The sequence below is a fragment of the Skermanella rosea genome, assembly GCF_016806835.2.
Lineage (GTDB): Bacteria > Pseudomonadota > Alphaproteobacteria > Azospirillales > Azospirillaceae > Skermanella > Skermanella rosea.
This window is the reverse complement of record NZ_CP086111.1, coordinates 3,564,555-3,579,841: the sequence shown is the minus strand read 5'-3', so window position 1 is coordinate 3,579,841 and position 15,287 is coordinate 3,564,555. Positions and strand designations below refer to the sequence as shown.

Below are 15,287 nucleotides of genomic sequence, written 5' to 3'. Positions count from 1 at the left end.
CCCGGGCATGCAGACGCTAGTGTCCCATCCGCATCACGCCCCCGACATCTCGGAACCACCGGGCCGGACTTTCCGGCTCCCGTACGGGGGCGGCATTGCGTCAAAGAAGAGCGCGTTCTTTCGGAAGCGCATCAAGAAAGCCGTGAGGGAGTGGAGGCGACATGCCCGAGGGTAACAACACGCGCGTAGTGCTGGCGGAACGGCCGGTGAACCGGGCTCCGGTGGAAGGCGATTTCCGGATCGAGCGGGTGCCGCTCACCGATCCGAGCGACGGCGAGGTGCTGATCCGCAACGGCTTCCTGTCGCTCGATCCCTATATGCGGGGCCGGATGAGCGCCGCGAAGTCATACGCCGAGCCGGTGCAGGTCGGCGGCGTCATGCCCGGCGAAGCGGTCGGACAGGTCGTCACGTCCCGGCATCCCGCCTGGCGTCCCGGCGACATGGTGCTGGCCAATACGGGCTGGCAGGAATTCGGGGTGCTTCCCGGCGAGCGGATCACCCGCATCGATCCGAACTTGGCGCCGGCCTCCTATTACCTGGGCGTGCTGGGCATGCCGGGAATGACGGCTTACTGCGCGTTGCTCTACCTGGGCGAGCCGCAGCCGGAACAGACCGTGCTGGTGTCGGCGGCATCGGGCGCTGTCGGCCAGGTGGTCGGCCAGATCGCGAAGATCCGCGGCTGCCGGGTGGTCGGCATCGCCGGATCGGACGACAAGCTCGCCTTTGTCCGCGACCAGCTCGGGTTCGACGCGGCGCTCAACTACAGGGATCGGCACGGCGGGACCAAGGACTTGGATACCCTGTCGCGGGAGGTGGCCGACTGCTGTCCCGACGGCGTGAATGTCTATTTCGACAATGTCGGGGGAGTCGTCCACGACGCGGCCCTGGCCAACATCGCCCTGCACGGCCGGGTCATCATCTGCGGGACCATCTCGGTCTACAACGAGTTGGAGAAGCGCGACATCGGCATCCGATGGATGAGGCAGCTTCTGGTCAAGAGGGCCCGGATGGAGGGCTTCCTGGTCTTCGACCACGCCCACAGGACCGAGGAATTCCGCCATACCATGGCCGGATGGCTGCGCGAAGGCCGCGTCACCTACAAGGAGGATGTGGCCGAAGGCATCGAGGCGGCGCCCCGGGCGTTCATCGGGATGCTGGCCGGAGCCAACCGCGGCAAGCAGTTGGTCCGGATCAGCCAGGACTGAGACCGGAGGGGCTGGGCGCCGGGAGCGCTCAGCCCGCCTTACTCGTGGGTTGCTGCTGCTGGGCCGGCTCGTTGGCGAAGCCGTTGTTGAGCGCCCAGATCGCGGCCTGCGTCCGGTTCGTCGCGTTGATCTTGCGCAGAAGGCTCTTCAGGTGGACCTTCACGGTGGCTTCCGTGATGTTCAGGTGATTCGCGACCACCTTGTTGCTGTCGCCGTTCAGCAGGCAGCGGACGATCTGCACCTCGCGCTGGGACAGCCCCTTGCGGGCGCTCGGCATGTCCAGGGTGCTGGTGTTGATCCGCCCGCTGATCAGCAGGGCCGCCAGATGAGTCGGGAAAACCTTCTCGCCCATCATGACGAGGCGGAGCGACTGGATCAGCGCGTCGGCCGACAGATCCTTCATCAGGCATCCGTCGGCACCCGCGGCAAGGGCCGAGATCAGCCGCTGCGGGTCCATGTCGGCGGCCAGCAGCACGATCCGGCCGTCCGGCAGCAGGTCGCGCAGGGTCCGCAGGGTTTCGGTTTCCGTGTCGCTGTTCCAGGTCATGTCGAGCAGCACGAGCTCGACCTTCAGCCCGCCTTGCACGAGGGAAACGCCCTCGGCGACGTTCTGAGCTTCGCCGGAGATTTCGAACTTCTCCCCGCTCAGAAGGAGTTTCAGGCCTTCGCGGAACAGCTTGTTGTGGTCGATCAAAAGGACCTGTACAGGAGGCATTGGGTTCCTCAGAGGTATAAATTAAACCATCCCAACTTACCTCAAGACGACAGGATGAAAGTGGAAAAATAAGGCCTTTTTGTCGCCTATTTAGGGTTACTGTCTTAATGGGTTAACACATAATCCCTGAATCTCCGAGAAGAAGCAGCTCGGACTTTTTTGGCCATGGGCGTGCATTAATTCTTGCCGATCTTTTGCGACATTCAGCCCCGGGATTAAATCCTTCGGCTCGAGCTTTCGGTGAAATCGCGTCTTGCTTATGGTGACGGGGAGTCCCACATTAGGGGTGTCGATGCTGTTCTGGTCTTCCACGTCTACCGTCCCTCGTGCCGGTACTGGTCTGCCCTCAGTCACCTCGATGCCCCATCCGCGATATTGCGCGGGGCAACGCCAGCTTGGGAGAGACATATGTCCACTGGCACAGTGAAATGGTTCAATAGCACCAAGGGCTTCGGCTTCATCCAGCCGGACGATGGCACCCAGGACGTGTTCGTCCACATTTCGGCCGTCGAGCGCGCCGGCCTCGGTAATCTCCAGGAAGGCCAGAAGCTTTCCTACGAGATCGTCCGCGACCCGCGTCGCGGCAAGAGCTCGGCGGAAAGCCTCCGGGCTCTCTGACTGGTACGGGACGGGCGGCTTCGGCCGCCCGTTCCTGTTTTTGGCCCGGTCTCCCTCCAGGTGAACCGGCCCCGGTCCGGTTCCTGAAGGCGACCCCGAACAAGGGAGGTCACCATCGTGGATCTTGCTGCCAAGCTTCCCGATATGACGGACAGCGCCCTCGCCACGCTGAACGGAAATGCCTCGCGCCTGCTGCAGAGCGGCACGACGGCTCAGAAGAAAGCCGCGACGGCCTTGATGCCGGCGCTCGAGCAGGAACTCGCTTCCCGCCGGCAGGCCAAGCAGGCCGCCAAGCAGGCATCGGACGCGGCGCGCCCCGCATCCGCCCGCAAGCGCGCGAAGGCGAAGGCGGCCGAGTAGAGAACCCGGACCGCCCGGTATCGGCACGTTCCTCAGGCCAGCCGGGCCTGTTGCCACCCCAGTTCCGCCAGCAGAGGCGCCATGCCGCCGACCGCATCGGCGTCGGCCGAACTGGCGTTGCCCTGGAGCGCCCGGGCCCGCACCCCTTCGGCGATCGCGGCGATCCTGAACAGGCCGAAGGCCATGTAGAAGCGCCAGTTTTCGATCCCAGCACGGCCCGTCCGTCTCGCATAGGCGGCCACATACGCGTCCTCGGTCGGGAGGCCAAGCGCGTCCAGATCGAGTCCGCCCAAGCCGGTCAGGGCCTTCTGCCCGGTCGGAAGGTGCCAGATCATGCAATTGTAGGCGAGATCGGCCAGGGGATGGCCGAGGGTGGACAATTCCCAGTCCAGGACGGCCAGGACCCGGGGCTCGGTCGGATGGAAGATCATGTTGTCGATCCGGAAATCCCCATGGGCGATCGCCGTTTCGTCGCCGGGCGGCCGGTTCGCGGGAAGCCACTCGATCAGCCGGTCCATGGCCGGCATCGGCTCGGTCCGGGCGGCCTGGTACTGGCGTGTCCAGCGGTCGATCTGGCGGCCGATATAGTTGTCCGGCTTGCCGTAGTCCGCCAGTCCCGCCGCGCGCCAGTCCACGGTGTGGAGCCGGGCAAGCGTGTCGTTCATGGCGTCGAAGATGCCGGCGCGCTCGTCCGGCGGAAGGCCGGGCAGGGCCGGGTCCCAGAAGATACGCCCTTCGACGAAATCCATCACGTAGAACGCCGTCCCTATGATCGAAGGGTCTTCGCACAGCAGGTGCGGGGTCGCCACGGGAAAGCCGGCGCCCTTCAGCCCGACCATCACCTTGTATTCGCGCTCGATCAGATGGGCGGAGGGCAGCAGGGTGCCCGGCGGCTTCTTGCGCAGGACATAGCGCCGGCCCGGGGTGTCGATCAGGAAGGTCGGGTTCGACTGGCCGCCCTTGAACTGCTTGATGGCCGCCGGTCCGCGAAAGCCCGGCAGGGCCGTCGCCAGATAGGTGGCCAGGGCGTCCTCGTCGAACCGGTGCGCCTCGCGCACCGCGCCGGCATCGGTCTCTCCGGGATTGGGCTTCGTCGTCATGGCTTTCTCCGGGTGTCAGAGCGGGTCGGAGATCGTGGCGCCGCCGTCGGCGACGATGACCTGTCCGGTGACGAAACGCGCGGCGCGCGACGCCAGGAACGTGGCGATGCCGCCGATATCGTCCGGGTCGCCGATCCGCCGCAGGGGCGTGCGCTCCTCGACGCGCTTCAGCAGGTCGGGGTTCTCCCACAGGGCCCGCGCGAAATCGGTCTTCACCAGGCCCGGGGCGATGCAGTTGACCCGGATGCCGCGCGGTCCCCATTCGACCGCGAGATTGCGGGCGAGCTGCGCTTCCGCCGCCTTGGAGACGCCGTAGATGCCGATCACGGGGTTGCCGGTCAGGGCGGTTATGCTGGACAGCAGGACGACCGCGCCGTCACCCCGCTCCGCCATCTGCGGAAGGACCATGTTGCACAGCCAGAAGGTGCTGCGGACATTGGTGCCCAGGATCTTGTCGAAGGCCTCGTCGCTGACCTCGATCGACGGGCCGTAGACCGGGTTGGTCGCGGCGTTGCAGACCAGCACGTCGATCCGCCCCCAGGTGTCCAGCGTGGTATCGACGAGGGTGCGAAGCTCCTCCTTGCGGGAGATGTTGCACGGCACCGCTATCGCCTCGAAGCCGGCGCGCGCCAGTTCCTCGGCCACGGCGGCGCAGGCATCCGCCTTGCGGCTGGAAATCACCACCTTGGCGCCGGCCTTCGCCATGCACTCCGCGATCGACCGGCCGATCCCCCGGCTGGAGCCGGTGATCAGGGCGACCTTGCCCGTCAAGTCGAACATGCGCTTCCCCTCAGGTTCCTGTCTTTGGAGCGAGGCCCGTGGCATGGTGCCCCGCCTTTCGTGAACCGCAAGCCGAGGCTTCTGGATTCACTCAAACGTTTGTTCTAATTCTACGCCATGGGGCGGGGCCTGTCGAGCGGGCTCCGTCCATGGACCCAAGGAGAAACCGACATGACGGACCGTCCGTTCAACCGCGTGCTTCTGACCAACGACGACGGGATCGGCGAGCCGGGCCTGCAAATCCTGGAAGAGGTCGCGGCCACGCTGGCGCATGAAGTCTGGGTTGTGGCGCCGGAACATGACCAGAGCGGCACGGCCAACTCCATCAGCCTGCACCAGCCGATCCGGGTCCGCGAGCGCGGGCACCGGCGCTACAGCGTCAACGGCACGCCGGCCGATTGCATCCTGATGGGCGTGCAGCACCTGATGGGCGAACAGCGTCCCGACCTCGTGCTGTCCGGCATCAACGCGGGCGCCAACCTGGGCGACGACGTGGCCTATTCCGGCACGGTCGCCGGCGCCATGACCGCCTTGTTCCTGGGCATCCGCGGGATCGCGCTGAGTCAGTCCTACCGCACCCGCAACTCCGTGCCCTGGGAGACCGCCGCCCATTGGGCGCCGAAGGTGATCCGGACGCTGACGACGGGCGGCTGGTCGGGCAATCTGTGCTACAACGTGAACTTTCCCGACATCCCGCCGGACCAGGTCACCGCGATGGAGGCGGTCCGCCAGGGCGAGGGCGGCATCCTGAACATCGGCATCGAACAGCGGGAGGATACCCGGGAGAAAGCCTATTATTGGCTGCGCTTCCTGCGCGAGCGCCGCGAGTTGGCCCCGGATACCGACGTCGCCGCGCTGAAGCGGGGCGCCGTGGCCGTCACCCCGCTGAAGTTCGACCGCACCGACCTGGACGCCATGGTCGACCTGCGCAAGACGCTATCCTGACGCCGAAACCGTCTCCGGGACCGCGGCCCTGGCGGGTGCCGCCGCGTGCGGTCCCTGGAACCCGGCCACCGCGAAGTCGATCATCCGCTCGATCAGCGCGTCGGTGTCCTCCAGGTCGCACAGGCCGCCGGAGATGGCCTCCAGCCGGCCCAGGTCGGTGATGGTGTAGTGCATGAGCGCCAGCGTGAAGTGCAGGCGCCAGTAGATTTCCTCCTGCGGCAGATGGGGCATCGCCCGGCCGAGCGGCACCACGAAACGCTGCAGGTGCCCCACGTCCTTGTCCATCAGGGCGCGCATCTCCGGCGTTCCGTCGGTGCGCACCCGTGCCATGAACTGGATGAAGACCGACAGCCCGCCGCTGGGGTTCTGGGTCCAGCGGATCGGCGGGCACAGGAGGGCGTGCAGGATCTCGCGCAGCGGTACCGGCCCGCCGGCGGCCCGCGCCTCCGCCTCCTTCAGCAGGGCCACGCGCTCCCGGTTGAGGTCGGCGGCGCGACGCTTGAAGACCGCCAGCAGCAGGGCGTCCTTGGAGCCGAAATGATAATTCACCGCGGCCAGATTGACGCCCGCGGCGGCCGTGATCTCCCGCAGGGACACGCTGGCGAAGCTCCGTTCAGCGAACAGCCGCTCCGCCGTGTCCAGGATGATCTCCTTGGTCTCCAATCCGCGCATGATCCAGTTCCGCATTCAAACATCGTTTCAATCTTATTTCATACGTTCGCTTCAATCAATGGCGCCGGACCGCGACATGCCCGTGGACAAGTGGGCTTGAAAGGATTTATCGTCCCCGATTGAAACGATCGTTTGAATGAATTCATGGATTAGGGAGAGAACGCCGTGTCCGCCAGCATCCAGACCGCCTCCGACGCCTCCGGCCTGCGTGACAGGCTGCTCGCCTTCATGGACCTGCACATCTATCCCAACGAGACGGTGTGGCACGAGCAGCACGCCGCCCAGGCCGACCGCTGGCAGGCACCGCCGATCGTCGAGGAACTGAAAGCCAAGGCGCGGGAGGAGGGGCTGTGGAACCTGTTCCTGCCCGACAGCGAAATGGGCGCCGGGCTGTCCAACAGCGACTACGCGCCGCTCTGCGAGATCATGGGCCGTTCGTTCATGGCGCCGGAGATCTTCAACTGCTCCGCGCCGGACACCGGCAACATGGAGGTCCTGGTCCGCTACGGCACGCCGGAGCAGAAGGAGCGCTGGCTGAAGCCGCTGCTGGCGGGCGAGATCCGCTCCTGCTTCGCCATGACGGAGCCGGAGGTCGCGTCGTCCGACGCCACCAACATCGAATGCCGAATCGAACGCGACGGCGACCACTACGTCGTCAACGGCCGCAAATGGTGGTCGTCGGGTGCCAACGACCCGCGCTGCAGGATCGCGATCCTGATGGGCAAGACCGACCCGTCCGCGCCGAAGCACCGGCAGCAGTCGATGATCCTCGTGCCGTTCGACACGCCCGGCGTCGAGGTGGTCCGGCCGCTGACCGTGTTCGGTTACGACGACGCGCCCCACGGCCATGCCGAGGTGACTTATACGGATGTCCGCGTTCCCGCCTCGAACATCCTGCTGGGCGAGGGCAGGGGCTTCGAGATCGCGCAGGGACGCCTCGGCCCGGGCCGCATCCACCACTGCATGCGCCTGATCGGGCAGGCCGAACGGGCGCTGGAAGCCATGTGCGCCCGCGCCCATGCCCGCGTCGCCTTCGGCAAGCCGCTGGCCCAGCAAGGCGCCCTGAGGCAGGAGATCGCCCGGTCCCGAATCGAGATCGAGCAGGCACGGCTTCTCGTGATGGAAGCGGCGCGCCAGATGGATACCGTCGGCAACAAGGCGGCGCGCGGACTGATCTCGATGATCAAGGTAGTGGCGCCGAATGTCGCACTGGCCGTCATCGACCGGGCGATCCAGGTCCATGGCGGCGCCGGCGTCTGCCAGGACTTCCACTTGGCCTACGCCTGGGCTTCGGCCCGGACCCTCCGGCTTGCGGACGGTCCCGACGAGGTCCACCTCGAATCCGTCGCGCGGATGGAACTGGCGAAGCACGGCTGAGCCGGATCATTCGAACCCATCGACGATAAAGACGCTTCACGCTCCGGCCGCGAAAGGGATAAAACGCTTCCCGACGTGTTGACCGTTCCGTGCCGCGCCCTGGCGGCACGGAACGTTGGGAAGGATCGGCTTCTGCATATGACTTGGCGATGGCTCAAGGTGGTGGCGCTCGGCGCCGCGCTGGTCCTGACCGGCGCCCCGGTGCCGGAACGCTGGCCGTCGGTCGGCCGCGTCGAATTCACCCTGGGCGTGGACCATGCCGAGGCCCGGCCGAGGTCGGGCGGATCGCGGTCGTCGGGCGGCTATTCCCGTCCGAGCAGCAGCTACTCGCGCACGCCGTCGTTCGGGACCACCAGCCGGTCCAGCAGGACGCCGTCGGCCAGCGGCGGCTATTCCCGGCCGTCCACCTCGGGCGGAGGCATCTTCGGCTCGGGCACGCCGTCCGCCGGCGACCGTGCCATGTCGCGCCAGTCCGGCGGCGACGCGCTCAGCCGCTACCGCGAACAGCAGCAAAGCCCGCCGGCGGCGGCTCCAACCGCTCCCAGGCCGGATTACGGCACCCAGTACGGCGGGCAGCGCCGCAGCGGCGGCTCCGGCTGGGGCTGGGGTTCCGGCGGAAGCTACGGCGGGGGCGGCTATGGCGGATCGTTCGGCCGTGGCTACTCGACGGGTGGATACGGCGGCGGCCTCGGCGGCTGGAGCGGCGCGCGCGGCTGGTCGGTGCCAGGCTACGCGGCCCGGTCGGCGTCCCGGTTCGGAATCTGGGACGGCTTGTTTCTGTGGTTCCTGCTCGACAACCTGACCCGCCCCGGCTACGCCGACTTCTTCCACAATCATCAGAACGACCCGGGCTACCAGCAGTGGCGTGCCGAGGCCGACCGTCTCGCCGCCGACAACGCGGACCTGCGGGCGAAGCTGAACTCGCTCGACCAGTCCCTGGCCGGCAAGCAGGGACAGCCCCGCGATCCCGAATACCTGCCGCCCGACACCCCGCGCGAGGTGGCGCTGGCGGAGACCGCGGACGCACCCGGCGGCTCGGGCGGCGGCTTCGGCGAATTCGGCTTCGTGTCGATCCTGCTGGTCGGCGGGGGCGTGATTTTCCTGGTCTGGCTGTGGCGCAAGCAGAGGGGCGCGCGGCCCGCCCGTTCCGGAGGGAGTGGCTCCATGAGCAATCTGAAGACCGCGGGGAACATCCTGCGGCAGAAGCTGTCCGGCGAAACCTACACGCCGTCGCTGTTCCGGGTGGGCATGACGCTGACCATGGATCCGACGCCCTTCATCCTGGCCGGCGGGACGACCAAGGTCACGGCGCCCAGCGAGGTCTCCGGCTCCAACATGCTGGTCAGCGTCGCCATGGTCTCCACCGTCGGCGACGGCGCCGCGACGCTGCACCGGCTCTACCTGCCGGAGGAGACGGGGTTTTTCCAGATCCACCTGAACACCGCGGGGCAGCCGGACGAATGCCGCTTCTTCTCCCTGGTGGACGAGGTCCACCCCGGCAGCGAGGAGGAGTGGGGGTTCTGGCTGGACCAGCGCGAAGGCATGATCGGCTGGCCGGAGTTCCAGACCAAGGACGGCAAGGTCTATCCGCGCGCCTGGGCGCCCGGGTCCTCGCGCATCCAGCCCCACACCATGTATGAGAACGGCACCGACGCCAACGGCATGACCGTCCGGACGCTCACCACCATGCTCTACGCCGCCCCGACCGGGGCCGCCGATCCGGCTCCGCCGACCGAATACATCATGGTATCGGCGGTGGAGGAGGGCAGCCGGGCCTGGGTGGATATCCACGCCGGCATCGACGTCAATCCCGCCATGCTCTCGCTCGCCTGATCCGACCCGCCATCAAAGAAGCACGGACACCCCATGGAAACCGATTTCGGCACCGTCCTCTCCAGCCTTGGCCAGGGCCTGCCCGTCCTGCTGCTGCATTTCGTGGTGACCCTGCTGCTGCTGGCGCTCGGCGTCGCCTGCTATACCGCGATCACCCCGTTCAACGAGCGGCATCTCGTCCGCGGCGGCAACGTCGCGGCCGGCATCGTCTATGGCGGCACCATCATAGCGTTCGCCGTACCGTTGGCCGCCACGCTGGCCACCAGCCTGTTCCTGCTCGACATCGTGATCTGGGGCCTGATCGCCCTGGTTCTCCAACTCGCCGCCTTCGGCATCGCGACCCTGCTGTTCCGCGACATGCGGCCGATGATCGAAGGGGGGAACGTCGCGGCGGCACTGACGCTCGCGGGAATTCAGATCGGAATCGGTCTGTTGAACGCTGGCGCGATGGCAGGCTGATGCCCAAATCTGCATCGACCAATTTGGCAAGGAGCCCTAGATGATCTCGTTCATTCGCAACCTCGTCGGAGTCAAGACGGACCGCGCCGTCCAGGCCAGCGTCGAGGCGCTGGTCCGCTGGGATCCGCAGGCCGCGACCGAGGCCGAACTGCGCACCATGGAGCAGCATCTGGACGACCTGGGCCTCCAGGTCGCCCACGCCCGCGCCAGCTACGAGCGGGAGAAGAAGGAGGCCGACGCGATCAATTCCCTGTCGCGCCAGCGCCTTGCCGCAGCGGAGCAGATCGAGAAGCAGATGGCCGCGGAGAGCGATCCGGGCCGCAAGGCCGCTTTCGAAAAGAGCCTGAACACCCTGGTTTCCATGCTGGAGGAAATGGCGCCCGAGATCGAGCGCGAGGAGGCCGAGGCCAAGGACGCCCAGGACTTCCTGCAGATGCTGGAGCAGACCTATGCCGACGCCGGGGCCAAACTGAAGCGCGCCCGCAGCGATCTCGACCGCGCCCAGCGGGACATGTCGCGCGCACAGCAGCAGCGCGATGCCGCGGAGAGGCGCGCCGAGGCCGCCCGGCAGGCCGCCGGGCTGGCGAGCGCCACCAGCGGGCTCAGCGTGGCGCTGAAGGCCATGCAGGACTCGGCGGCCCGCGACATGGCGTCGGCCGATGCGGCGGCGGCGAAGGCCAAGCTGCTGAAGCCGACCAAGCCGGAGGAGGACGACCCGAACATCGCGGCCGCCCTGCGTCTCGCCTCAGGTCAGGCCCCGGCCCCGGCCGCCCTTTCCGACCGGCTGGCGGCGATCCGCGCGCGCAAGTAGTTCCTCAACTTTCCGATCGGTGTCTGCCCCGTCTACCGGGGCGGGGCAGACACCGGCGCGTCTGCCTGCCCGGTCCCGCTTCGCTCTACCCGAGCTGCGGCTGAGCGGGTGAGTGGGCGGTCACGCCTCCCGTCATGCCGGAGGCAGGATGATCCGGTGGCGGGTGCCGCCGGCGTTCTCCACCGAGATGCGGGCTCCGGCCTGCATCCCAAGCCGCCTGACCAGCCGGAACCCCAGGCTGCGCGCCCGCTCCGGCAGCTCGGTCGAGGGGAGCCCGACGCCGTCGTCGGAGATGGTTATGGCGACCGTTCCGTCGCTTTCCCGGCGTGCTTCGACCCGGACGGTGCCGGCCCTGTCGCCGGGGAAAGCGTGCTTCAGGGCGTTGGTCAGGAGTTCGTTGACGATCAGCCCGGTCGGGACCGCCCGGTCCAGCGAGAAGGGGATCGGATCGACCTCGACCTCGAAGGCGATTCGCTCCTGCATGGTCCCGACGACCTGGACCAGGGATCGGATGTAGTCCCCCAGATCGACGTTCGCGAAGTTCCCGGCCTCGTGGAGCTGTTCCTGCGCCAGCGCGATCGAGCGGACTCGCCATGCCGTCTCCTGCAGCTTGCTCCTGGCTTCCGGAGCCTGTGCGGTGCCGGCCTGCATCTCGAGCAGGCTTGAGATGAGCTGCATGTTGTTGCGGACCCGGTGATGCACCTCCCGCAGCAGCACGTCCTTGTCGTCCAGCGCCTGCTTCATGTCGGTTATGTCGATGCAGGAGCCGAAATAGCCGGCGAAAATGCCGTCGGAGTCGTGGTAGGGGCGCCCGTTGTCCAGGAGCCAGCGATACTCTCCGTCGTGCCGCCGGAGCCGGTAGGGCATCGTGAAGCACTCGCGCCTGTCGAAACTCGTCTTGTAGATCTCGACGCAGCGATCGTAATCCTCGGGGTGGACACCCTCGGCCCAGCCGAATCCGAGTTCCTCCTCCATGGTCCGGCCGGAGAATTCGAGCCACGGCTCGTTGAAGAAATCGCACGCCTTGGTCAGGTCCGACCGCCAGATCATGACCGGGGCGTTATCGGCAAGCAGGCGGAACTGGTGTTCGCCATCCCTGTCCGCCTTCGACATACTGGTACTCCTCGGTCTGGCTGTGACATCATGCGCGTCGGGCGGGAAGTGTACCCCGCCACTCGACAACATGCGAAGAAAGCTAAGGTGGATGCAAGGCTTGGACTGCGCCGGTTCCAACCACCGTACCAGGTGCCGGGCGGTGTATGCTGCGGATTCCGTTGCCGGCGGATCGGAGCAACGGCCCGATCGCGCGCTCCGCGTCCTGATCGTCGAGGATGAGGCCATCACCGCCATGCATATCGAGGACATGGTCGTCGAACTCGGGCATGACGTGGTCGAGGTGGTCGATACCGGTCCCGCGGCCGTCCAGGCCGCTGCGAGGCTTCGACCCGATCTCGTGCTGATGGATATCCGCCTCGCCCGAGGCACGGACGGAATCGCCGCCGCCCTGGAAATCAGGGGGGGTCTCGGCATCCGTTCCATCTTCATGAGCGCCCAGACCGATCCGCTTACCCGGCAGCGTGCCGACGTCGCGCAGCCCTTCGGCTATCTGGTGAAGCCTTTCGCCATGGATCAGATGGCGGACGCATTCAGCGGAGCGCTGACCGAGATCGACTGACCGGTCCGATCCCTTCCTCCGGGGCGGTGCGCGCGGGAAGGGGGCGTGCGCCGGCAACATGATCCCGGGCGAGGCCGCCGGAGCGTCCTCGGACAAGGCAGCATAGGGTAGCGGCAGACATACCGGCCTGCCCGTATGACATTCTATGTAACCGCCTTATACTCCCGGTCATCGCAAAACTTCGAATTCTAACCTTCAGCTCGATTACCGTTTCGAGCAGAACCGACTAGCCTCCTTCTCATCAGGCAGGAGTGGTTTCCAACCGAAGTCCAGTTCCGGAACTCTCTTGCGCGACCGGAATCCTTTGCCTGCTCACCGAGGAGGAATCATGACAAAGAACGGGCTGCCGAACTCCGGTGAGCCGGACGACCGGCGTCCAGACAGCATGATCATGGGGACCGCCAAGATCATCGATTTCCAGCGGGCGGTCGCCGCGCGCACCCGGCAGGGCGAGGAACGGAGGGCTCCACATGCCGGGGATCTCGGCCTGTTCCAGGCAGAGATCGGCTCGCTCCGGCATCAGGTCGACCTGCTGTCGGTCCATCTGGGACTGATGCAGTGCAGGCTCGACCTCATTTCATTTTCCATCCAGGAAACCACCGACTTCTGCGCCGACTGCTGCGAGGCCATGGAACTGACGGATATCGACGCCATGGAAAGGGCGCGGGACGATCTGCGGGACAGGCTGGAGGAGCGGGCCTCGTTTTGGCGGAATCCTGCGGATTTCCGCTTCGATGCGCCACCTGCGTGATTGACTCATACGTTTGTTTGAATATACAGTCCCGCCAAGCCCGGACACCAGGGCATTCAGGAAGAACAATCCCCTCTAGGGAGGTTACGCAGATGACGCCGGTTTCCGGCCTCTCCGTTGCTGCCGGCTTGGCCCCGATCTTCGGGACCGGGCCGGTGGTCGCGTTCCGCCGGTCTGGTCTTGTCGGAGCGTGATGCCAAGCCTGCTGATCGACCGGCGCGACCTGGATTTCCAGCTCTATGACGTGCTCCGGGTCCAGGACCTGACCGCGCGCGACCGCTTTGCCGAACACAGCCGCGAGACCTTCGATGCGTCCATCGATACGGCGCTTCGGCTGGCCGAACGATACTTCGCCCCCCACAACCGCAAATCCGATCTGGAGGAGCCTCGTTTCGATGACTCCAGGGTCCATGTGATTCCGGAAGTCCGCGAGGCGCTGGACGCCTTCTCCAAGGCCGGCATGATGGCCGCCGGCCAGGACTTCGAGCTCGGCGGGATGCAGCTTCCCCATACGGTGGCGCTGGCCGGTTTCGGGCTGTTCAAGGCGGCCAACATGGCGACCGCTTCCTATCCCATGCTGACCATGGCGGCCGCCAACCTGATCCTGGCCCACGGGTCGGAGGAGCAGAAGGCCCGGTACGTCCCGAACATGCTGGCCGGGCGCTGGTTCGGCACCATGGCGCTGACGGAACCCCATGCCGGCTCCTCGCTGGCGGACATAAGGACCACGGCGGAGCCCGCCGGCGACGGCACCTGGCGGCTGACCGGCAACAAGATCTTCATCTCCGGCGGCGACCACGACCTGTCGGAGAACATCGTCCACATGGTGCTGGGCCGCGTCCGCGGCGCGCCGGCGGGGATCAGGGGCATCTCCCTGTTCCTGGTGCCCAAGTTCCTGGTCGAGCCTGACGGTTCCCTCGGGCGGCGCAACGACGTGGCGCTGGCCGGCCTGATCCACAAGATGGGCTGGCGCGGCACCACCTCGACAATGCTGAATTTCGGGGAGGGGGAGGGAGCCGTCGCCTGGCTGGTCGGCGAGCCGAACCAGGGCCTCTCCTACATGTTCCACATGATGAACGAGGCCCGGATCGCGGTCGGGCTCGGCGCCGTCATGCTCGGCTATACCGGATATCTGCACGCGCTCGACTATGCCCGCAGCCGTCCCCAGGGTCGCCCGGCGGGAGCGAAGGACCCCTCGACCCCGCAGCGGCCCATCATCGAGCATGCCGACGTCCGCCGCATGCTGCTGGCCCAGAAAGCCTATGTCGAGGGCGGGCTGGCGCTGTGCCTCTACGCCGCCCGGCTGGTCGACGAGCGGCGCACCGCCGCGGACGAGGGCGCCCGGCGCGAGGCGGGACTCCTGCTCGACATCCTGACCCCGCTGGTCAAGGCCTGGCCGGCGCAGTATTGCCTGGAAGCCAACGATCTGGCCATCCAGGTCCATGGCGGCTACGGCTATACCCGCGAATACCCGGTCGAGCAGTTCTACCGCGACAACCGGCTGAACCCGATCCACGAGGGCACCAACGGCATCCAGGCGCTTGACCTGCTCGGCCGCAAGGTGACGATGGAAGGCGGTGCCGCCTTCAGGCTGCTGGCCCGCGAGATCCGCGCCGCCATCGACCGGGCCGCGAGCGGGGAGGCGGCCGATCATGCCGGAGACCTGGCGCGCACCTGGGACCTGATCGAACGGGTCACCTCGACGCTGGCCGCCGGACCATCCGACCGCGCGCTCGCCAATGCCTCGCTGTACCTGGACCTGGTCGGCCACGCCGTCGTCGCCTGGATGTGGCTGAGGCAGGCCGTAGCGGTCCGGGAGCATCCCGACGCGGCGTTCAAGGCGGGTAAGCTCCAGGCCTGCCGCTATTTCTTCCATTACGAGTTGCCGCGTGCCCGGGCCCATGCCGAGGTGCTTCTCTCGCTCGATCCGACGCTGCTCGACATGCGCCCGGACTGGTTTTGACCGACCCCACATCTTTCTGGAAG

The 15,287-nt window shown here is 66.8% G+C and carries 16 protein-coding genes; 11 read left to right on the top strand and 5 right to left on the bottom strand.

The features are described from left to right. Window positions 1-161: 161 nt before the first annotated feature. Complete coding sequence (locus tag JL101_RS16645) at window positions 162-1,205, top strand: NADP-dependent oxidoreductase (RefSeq protein ID WP_203097426.1); 1,044 nt, start codon at window positions 162-164, stop codon at window positions 1,203-1,205. 28 nt (window positions 1,206-1,233) lie between these two features. Here the strand turns inward: JL101_RS16645 and JL101_RS16640 are convergent, their stop codons facing one another. Further along, the gene (locus tag JL101_RS16640; protein WP_203097425.1) at window positions 1,234-1,920 is read right to left on the bottom strand and encodes a LuxR C-terminal-related transcriptional regulator; all 687 of its coding nucleotides are present in this window, start codon (window positions 1,918-1,920) and stop codon (window positions 1,234-1,236) included. A gap of 408 nt (window positions 1,921-2,328) precedes the next feature. Between JL101_RS16640 and JL101_RS16635 the strand changes: the two genes are divergently transcribed. After that, on the top strand, window positions 2,329-2,538 hold the full coding sequence (locus JL101_RS16635; RefSeq protein ID WP_158046181.1) for a cold-shock protein: 210 nt from the start codon (window positions 2,329-2,331) through the stop codon (window positions 2,536-2,538). A gap of 117 nt (window positions 2,539-2,655) precedes the next feature. Further along, window positions 2,656-2,898 (top strand): hypothetical protein, encoded by a 243-nt coding sequence (locus JL101_RS16630; RefSeq protein WP_201079259.1) that lies wholly within the window; start codon window positions 2,656-2,658, stop codon window positions 2,896-2,898. Between the two features lie 32 nt (window positions 2,899-2,930). Here the strand turns inward: JL101_RS16630 and JL101_RS16625 are convergent, their stop codons facing one another. Further along, on the bottom strand, window positions 2,931-3,998 hold the full coding sequence (locus JL101_RS16625) for a phosphotransferase (RefSeq protein ID WP_203097424.1): 1,068 nt from the start codon (window positions 3,996-3,998) through the stop codon (window positions 2,931-2,933). A 15-nt stretch (window positions 3,999-4,013) separates the two neighbouring features. Next, entirely contained in the window at window positions 4,014-4,778 is a 765-nt protein-coding gene (locus JL101_RS16620) for an SDR family NAD(P)-dependent oxidoreductase (protein WP_203097423.1), read from the bottom strand. A gap of 171 nt (window positions 4,779-4,949) precedes the next feature. Between JL101_RS16620 and surE the strand changes: the two genes are divergently transcribed. Beyond that, window positions 4,950-5,723 carry a 5'/3'-nucleotidase SurE gene (surE, locus tag JL101_RS16615; RefSeq protein WP_203097422.1) on the top strand — a complete coding sequence of 258 codons (774 nt, stop codon included), beginning with the start codon at window positions 4,950-4,952 and terminating at the stop codon, window positions 5,721-5,723. Here surE and JL101_RS16610 read toward each other — a convergent pair. Further along, window positions 5,715-6,410 carry a TetR/AcrR family transcriptional regulator gene (locus JL101_RS16610; protein ID WP_203097421.1) on the bottom strand — a complete coding sequence of 232 codons (696 nt, stop codon included), beginning with the start codon at window positions 6,408-6,410 and terminating at the stop codon, window positions 5,715-5,717. The genes surE and JL101_RS16610 overlap by 9 nt on opposite strands. 150 nt (window positions 6,411-6,560) lie before the next feature. On the opposite strand from JL101_RS16610, the gene JL101_RS16600 reads away from it, so the two are divergent. From JL101_RS16600 to JL101_RS16585, 4 genes are all read left to right on the top strand, one after another. Continuing rightward, window positions 6,561-7,772 carry an acyl-CoA dehydrogenase family protein gene (locus JL101_RS16600; protein ID WP_228434882.1) on the top strand — a complete coding sequence of 404 codons (1,212 nt, stop codon included), beginning with the start codon at window positions 6,561-6,563 and terminating at the stop codon, window positions 7,770-7,772. A 138-nt stretch (window positions 7,773-7,910) separates the two neighbouring features. Further along, on the top strand, window positions 7,911-9,605 hold the full coding sequence (locus JL101_RS16595; RefSeq protein ID WP_228434880.1) for a DUF2491 family protein: 1,695 nt from the start codon (window positions 7,911-7,913) through the stop codon (window positions 9,603-9,605). Between the two features lie 33 nt (window positions 9,606-9,638). After that, complete coding sequence (locus JL101_RS16590; protein ID WP_203097420.1) at window positions 9,639-10,064, top strand: DUF350 domain-containing protein; 426 nt, start codon at window positions 9,639-9,641, stop codon at window positions 10,062-10,064. Between the two features lie 40 nt (window positions 10,065-10,104). Next, on the top strand, window positions 10,105-10,875 hold the full coding sequence (locus JL101_RS16585) for a hypothetical protein (RefSeq protein WP_203097419.1): 771 nt from the start codon (window positions 10,105-10,107) through the stop codon (window positions 10,873-10,875). Window positions 10,876-11,007: 132 nt separating this feature from the next. Here JL101_RS16585 and JL101_RS16580 read toward each other — a convergent pair whose 3' ends face one another. Then, entirely contained in the window at window positions 11,008-11,988 is a 981-nt protein-coding gene (locus tag JL101_RS16580) for a sensor histidine kinase (RefSeq protein ID WP_203097418.1), read from the bottom strand. Between the two features lie 142 nt (window positions 11,989-12,130). On the opposite strand from JL101_RS16580, the gene JL101_RS16575 reads away from it, so the two are divergent. From JL101_RS16575 to JL101_RS16565, 3 genes are all read left to right on the top strand, one after another. Further along, window positions 12,131-12,550: a response regulator gene (locus tag JL101_RS16575; protein WP_203097417.1), complete on the top strand. Its 420-nt coding sequence runs from the start codon at window positions 12,131-12,133 to the stop codon at window positions 12,548-12,550. 328 nt (window positions 12,551-12,878) lie between these two features. After that, window positions 12,879-13,301: a hypothetical protein gene (locus JL101_RS16570; protein WP_203097416.1), complete on the top strand. Its 423-nt coding sequence runs from the start codon at window positions 12,879-12,881 to the stop codon at window positions 13,299-13,301. Between the two features lie 193 nt (window positions 13,302-13,494). Beyond that, window positions 13,495-15,264 (top strand): acyl-CoA dehydrogenase, encoded by a 1,770-nt coding sequence (locus JL101_RS16565; protein ID WP_203097415.1) that lies wholly within the window; start codon window positions 13,495-13,497, stop codon window positions 15,262-15,264. The last annotated feature ends 23 nt before the right edge of the window (window positions 15,265-15,287 follow it).